We start from the raw sequence: 1995 nt of genomic DNA on the forward strand, positions 1-1995 counted from the left end.
GTAAGTTAAATCGTGTTTGGCGATGCTGCTTTTGGTAATGCTTTGAAATGGTTAGTAAAGTTACATAACAAAGCATTTAAGAGGGACAATCAACGCGTGGCAGTTTTGGTTTGGGTGGGCATTTGAGGTTACGGCTGGCTAGTTTGAGTTCAGCTGTTTGCGTTGCTTGCCCCTTAATGCGGCGTTATACCTACATGGAGTTATATTCAAAATATGAGCAATATCGACATATATGATCTTTCTCGAAGAAAGTTCGAAGAGCTAGCGCTTGACTTCTTACAAAAGCAAGATGACTTATCGGTAATATACGCTCCTGAAAATGAATACCACCAAGACTTAGGTTATGACTTTAAGTCTTTTGTTAAAGATGATGATGGCAAACAACATAATGCTGCTGTTGAAGTAAAACACCGTCGAAATCTAAGAAGAAGTGACCTGAAAAGGATTGCTCATAATGCCGAGAGAATTAAGGGGGAATTTGAAGGGTTCATACTAGTTACGTCAGCTGTTATAAATCCGGATGACATAACTTACTTTATGGATATGCTTAATAATCTTGGCTATTCACTAGTAAGGGTTTATCAAAAGATCAACATTGACCAAGCGTTAGATTTACAAAGCTCTTTCATGGCTCAGAAAATTTACAAGTCAAAAGAAAAGGAAAAGAGAAATCTAGCTTATGCATGGTTTTCGATGTTAATTGCAATTCTAGGGCTTTCTTTTTCAATATACTCCTACATAGCCCCAACCCAAAATAATGAGGGGGGGCTAGATTCAAGAATTAAAAATGTTGAAGGTGCTTTACACAATATAAAAAGCCTAGAAAAATATTTATCCGAAATAAAAAGTGATATGGAGAAAACTCATCTTCAATCAAAAAAGATTCAGGCTGAGTATGAAAAGTCTCAAGTGTTGAAAGAGATGACTGATAGTCAAATCAATGCAGTTAGAGAAGCATTAGGGCAGGATCAAACATCTTGGTTTATGAAAATTTTGGACTATGTACTTGCATTTATACTTGGAATCGCGGCTTCTGTAGTTGCTAGCAACATTCACGATCGTATTAAAAGAAATAAAGAATTAGATTCTCCTGCGTAGTGTAGGTATAACAAGCAATTCAAGCTGATTCGCAACGCTCGGCACTTTTGGTTTCAACTTGTTTGGTGATTACGGCGAAGTGTTTAGGTAAAGTGGCAGCGTTGCTCACAACTTAATTGGGCGTTATGCTTTATTGAACCTCAGCAAAATCAATATATAAATTTTAATGGGAAAACTCAGTCTGATTTAGAAGTTTTTATATTCTAATTTATTGATATTATGAGTTTATTGTTCTTTTTTGTGGCGATTGAAAGTTGAACGATGCTTTTGTGTTTTTGTCGGGTTTTGCTCTGATAAATTGTGTGTGCAAAAGGTTCGATTTTTGCTGAAAGGTCTCTTTCTTTTGTGCTGTTGGCTCGTTGATTCCACAGGCTATTTCACTTCAGCATGTCTGGGATCTCATTGACATCTTGCTTGCTGAAAGTGTTTGGTGAGCGCAAGTTTATCGATGATTGTGTGCTTTTGTCCGGCTTTGCTCTGATAAATTGTGTGTGCAAAAGGCTCGATTTTTGCTGAAAGGTCTCTTCCTTTGGTGTTGTTTGCCCCTTGATTCCGCAAGCTAATTCGCTTCAACTTATTTGGGATCTTATCGACAACAACGATTGCTTAAAGTAGGCAGGTTTGTCATTTTGATTTAAAGTGGCTGTAACCAATAAATATTGTAAAAATTCAATTTAATCAATGAGTAATAAAGCATAACAAACAATTCAAGCAGACCCTCAACGCGTGGCATTTTTGTTTTGCGTTGAGTTTAGTGATTACGGTGTTATGCGGGAAGTTGGTAGTCGCGTTTCGGGCTACTTAATTGGGCGTTATGTTTCCGAGTACCCCACGTTTAGTAGACACTTTACTAAGTTAGATCTAGGGTCTAATTGAGAGGTGATTTATGGCTAAACA

Annotated in this window: 1 protein-coding gene; it reads left to right on the forward strand. The window is 37.2% G+C overall.

The features are described from left to right. The first annotated feature begins 213 nt into the window (after positions 1-213). Complete coding sequence (locus EXA13_RS16440; RefSeq protein WP_238134078.1) at positions 214-1098, forward strand: hypothetical protein; 885 nt, start codon at positions 214-216, stop codon at positions 1096-1098. Positions 1099-1995: the final 897 nt, after the last annotated feature.

Source organism: Vibrio cincinnatiensis (assembly GCF_022113815.1).
Taxonomy (GTDB): domain Bacteria; phylum Pseudomonadota; class Gammaproteobacteria; order Enterobacterales; family Vibrionaceae; genus Vibrio; species Vibrio cincinnatiensis_A.

Coding starts and splice junctions, on each gene's coding strand:
- EXA13_RS16440 (WP_238134078.1), top strand. CDS start 214: ATGAGCAATATCGACATATATGATCTTTCTCGAAGAAAGTTCGAAGAG.